Consider the following 3,064-nt stretch of genomic DNA (forward strand, 5'->3'; position numbering starts at 1 on the left):
CCCCCCGGCGCGGGGGGCCCTGAGGCATGGGGGCGGGAAAGCCATGAGGCCGCTGCCGGCCCGGCTGCCGAGGTCTCAGGGGCCGATCAGGCCCAGCGCCCGGGCGCGGCTCACCGCATGCTTGCGCGTGCCGGCCTGCAGCTTGGCGTAGACCTTCTTCAGGTGCCACTTGACCGTTTCGTCGCCGATCGCCAAGGCCTGGGCGATCTCCTTGTTCGAGTAGCTGCGCGCCAGCAAGGCCAGGATGGCGCGCTCGCGCGGCGTCATCTGCAGCGCCGCGGCCGCGGCGTCCGCATCGCCCAGCGGGGTGGCAAAGGCCGGGCGCCACAGGCCGCCCTCATCCGACAGCAATGCCAGCGGCGCCTCCGCCACGCGGCGCGCGCCCGGCGCCTGGCCGCTGGCCGGCTGGCGCTGCTGCTGCAGCAGCTCGATGGCCTTGCGCGCATGGCCGAAGGCGGCGGGCCAGTCCTGCGCGGCCGCGCAATCGTCGGCCAGCTCGATGTAGAGCGGGGCGAGCGGCTTCCAGCCGGGGATCTGCAGCCCCTCGTGCAGCGCGGCCAGCGAATAGTGCAGCGCCGGCGTGGCCGCCCGCATCTCGGCCGGGGGCGGCAGGCGGTGGCGGCGATGGATCTCCGCCAGCGCCTCGTACACGCCCAGGGTCAGGGCCGTGAAGCCATGCGCGGCGATCAGCTCCCGGGCCTCGGCAATCGCCGCCAGCGCCGCGTCGGGCCGGCCCGACGCGGCCAGGGCGCGCGATTGATGGATCAGGCACAGGGCGAGGTTGTCGGTCGACTGCGCCTCGCGGTACATGCGGATGGCCTCGTCCATCGGCGCCACCGCCTCGACGCCGCGCCCCTGCAGCAGCAGGTTGCGCGACAGCTCGGCGCAGGCATTGGCGCGGTTGATGCCGCCCGGCGTGGCGGCCAGCGAGCGCAGCGAGGCACTGGCCAGCTCATGCGCCTCCTCCAGCCGGCCGAGTTCGTTGAAGAGCGCCGCCAAGCGCGTCTGGATGGCGCCCAGCAGGGTCGGCCAGCCGGTCTGTTGGGCGACACGTTCGGCCAGGTCGAAACAGGCCACCGCATCGTCGGTCTCGCCCAGGCCCTGCAGCGCCGTGCCGGCGTTGATGACGCAGATCAGCGCCAGGCGCAGCAGGCCCACCCGCTGGGCCTGCTCGCTGGCATGCAGGAACAGCGCCGCCGCCTCTGCCGGCTCGCGCCGCGACAGGCGCAGCGCGCGTGCCGCGCTCCACAGCGCATCGCCGGCCGCATCGATGCCCACGCCGGCGGGCTGGGCGCCGCCGGGATCGCCGAACGCGCCCTCGTAGGCGGACCAGGCCTCGGCCAGCGCCTGGCGCTCAAGCAGGCGCGCCTCGGCATAGACGGCCGCGGCACGCCGGTACGCGTCGAGCTCGCGCTCGCGCTGGCCGCGCGCCTTGGCCACGCCGGCTTCGGCCAGCAGCGCATCGCCGCTGGCCAGCGGATCGGGGTGCTCGGCCAGCCAGGCGCGGGCGTGCGCCAGCTGCTCCTCGGCCGACTCCAGGCGCCCGAACAGGGCCGCGATCTCGCTGCCCGTGAGCGCCAGCCGGATCTGCAAGCGCCAATCCGCGATGCTGGCCGTGCCGGCCGCGGCGCTCAGTTGGGCCAGTGCCTCCTCCACCAGACGCTGGGCGCGCGCACTGTCGCGCTGCCGCAGCGCCCAGGCCAGGGCACTGCCCGCCGCGGCGCGCTGCGCCGGTTCCGCCGCCGCCAGCTGCCGCTCCAGCGCAGCAAGGTCCGCGCCCGAGGGATACAGCGGCAGGCCGGGCTCAGCCATGGGGCATGGCGCCGACGTCCTTCACCGGGGCCAGGGCGGCGCTCATCCCGGGATCTCCGCCTCCACCAGCTGCGTCAGCAGGGTGAGCGATTCCTGCCAGCCGAGATAGCAGGCCTCGGCCGGGATCTGCGCCGGTATGCCCTCCTGCACCACCTCCATCACCGTGCCGCAGAAGACCTGGCGCAGCGTCACCGTGGTCTGCATCTCACCGGCCAGGTTCGGGTCGTCGAACACCGCCGTGTAGCGGATCAGCTCATGCGGCCGCAGCTCCAGGTAGCGGCCGCCGAAGGCATGCGTGTGGCCGCTGCCGAAGTGGGTGAAGGACATGCGATAGCTGCCGCCCACGCGCGCATCCATCTCATGCACCTGGCCGGTGAAGCCATGCGGCGGCAGCCATTTGCTCATCGCGCTGGCGTCGAGAAAGGCGCGGTAGACGCGCTCCGGTGGGCTGCGCAGCACGCGCTGCAGGCGCACGGTTTGGGTGTGTTCGCTCATGGCGGTTCGCTCCGGTGAATTCATCCCTTCAGCTGCGCCAGCGGCGTCATGCCGCCGGCCTTGACCTCGCCCAGCGAGAAGCTGGTGTGCATGTCCTTCACATTGGGCAGGTTCAGCAGGGTGTCGATGGAAAAGCGCGAGAAGGCGTCGAGGTCGGTGGCCAGCACCTGCAGCTCGAAGGTGCCGGCGCCCGAGATGTAGTGGCAGGAGATCACCTCGGGCAGCTCGCGGATCGCATCCTCCAGCGGCTTGGTGGAGGCGCCGTTGTTGCGGTCGGCGTCCAGGCGCACGAAGGCCAGCACGCCCAGGCCCACCTTGCGGCGGTCGATCTCGGCGCGGTAGCCGGTGATGAAGCCCTGCTCCTCCAGCCAGCGCACACGCCGCCAGGTGGGCGCGGCCGACAGCCCGATGCGTGCCGCCAGCTCGGCATTGGAGAGCCGCGCATCGCGCTGCAGCTCGGCCAGGATGGCGATGTGCCAGCGGTCCAGGCTCTCGCCCTGGGCGCCCGACTCCTCGGCCTCGGGGGCCGCGGCCGCCTTCCTCATGGTTTGCCCTGATTTGGTGTTCTTGGAAGCCAATCGCCACTCCAAACGGATGTCTGAGAAAGATTATTGCTGAAGCCTACGCTTTTCAGCAGCAGATAGAAAGCACCGATCGCCAAGCTTTCCCTACACTCCCCTGCCGGCACATACTGCCGGAATCACGGCCATGCGCGCGATCACAAGTCGCCCCGCCTGCCCCGCCCACCCTCTGGAGT

3 protein-coding genes are annotated in these 3,064 nt (G+C 72.1%); all 3 read right to left on the reverse strand.

Annotated features, from left to right (window positions below):
- Positions 1-75: 75 nt before the first annotated feature.
- Genes AC3WQY_RS24525 through AC3WQY_RS24535 form a run of 3 tightly spaced genes read right to left on the reverse strand, consistent with a single transcriptional unit; the run spans position 76 to position 2,852 of the window.
- Positions 76-1,812 carry a LuxR C-terminal-related transcriptional regulator gene (locus AC3WQY_RS24525; RefSeq protein WP_492711215.1) on the reverse strand — a complete coding sequence of 579 codons (1,737 nt, stop codon included), beginning with the start codon at positions 1,810-1,812 and terminating at the stop codon, positions 76-78.
- A 42-nt stretch (positions 1,813-1,854) separates the two neighbouring features.
- On the reverse strand, positions 1,855-2,307 hold the full coding sequence (locus AC3WQY_RS24530; RefSeq protein WP_492711217.1) for an SRPBCC family protein: 453 nt from the start codon (positions 2,305-2,307) through the stop codon (positions 1,855-1,857).
- A gap of 20 nt (positions 2,308-2,327) precedes the next feature.
- Complete coding sequence (locus AC3WQY_RS24535) at positions 2,328-2,852, reverse strand: Lrp/AsnC family transcriptional regulator (RefSeq protein ID WP_492711218.1); 525 nt, start codon at positions 2,850-2,852, stop codon at positions 2,328-2,330.
- Positions 2,853-3,064: the final 212 nt, after the last annotated feature.

The organism is Roseateles sp. FW301-B2 (assembly GCF_058788955.1).

Excerpts from the sequence above, each read along its gene's own strand:
- AC3WQY_RS24535 (WP_492711218.1), bottom strand. The coding sequence starts at position 2,852 with ATGAGGAAGGCGGCCGCGGCCCCCGAGGCCGAGGAGTCGGGCGCCCAG.
- AC3WQY_RS24525 (WP_492711215.1), bottom strand. The coding sequence starts at position 1,812 with ATGGCTGAGCCCGGCCTGCCGCTGTATCCCTCGGGCGCGGACCTTGCT.
- AC3WQY_RS24530 (WP_492711217.1), bottom strand. The coding sequence starts at position 2,307 with ATGAGCGAACACACCCAAACCGTGCGCCTGCAGCGCGTGCTGCGCAGC.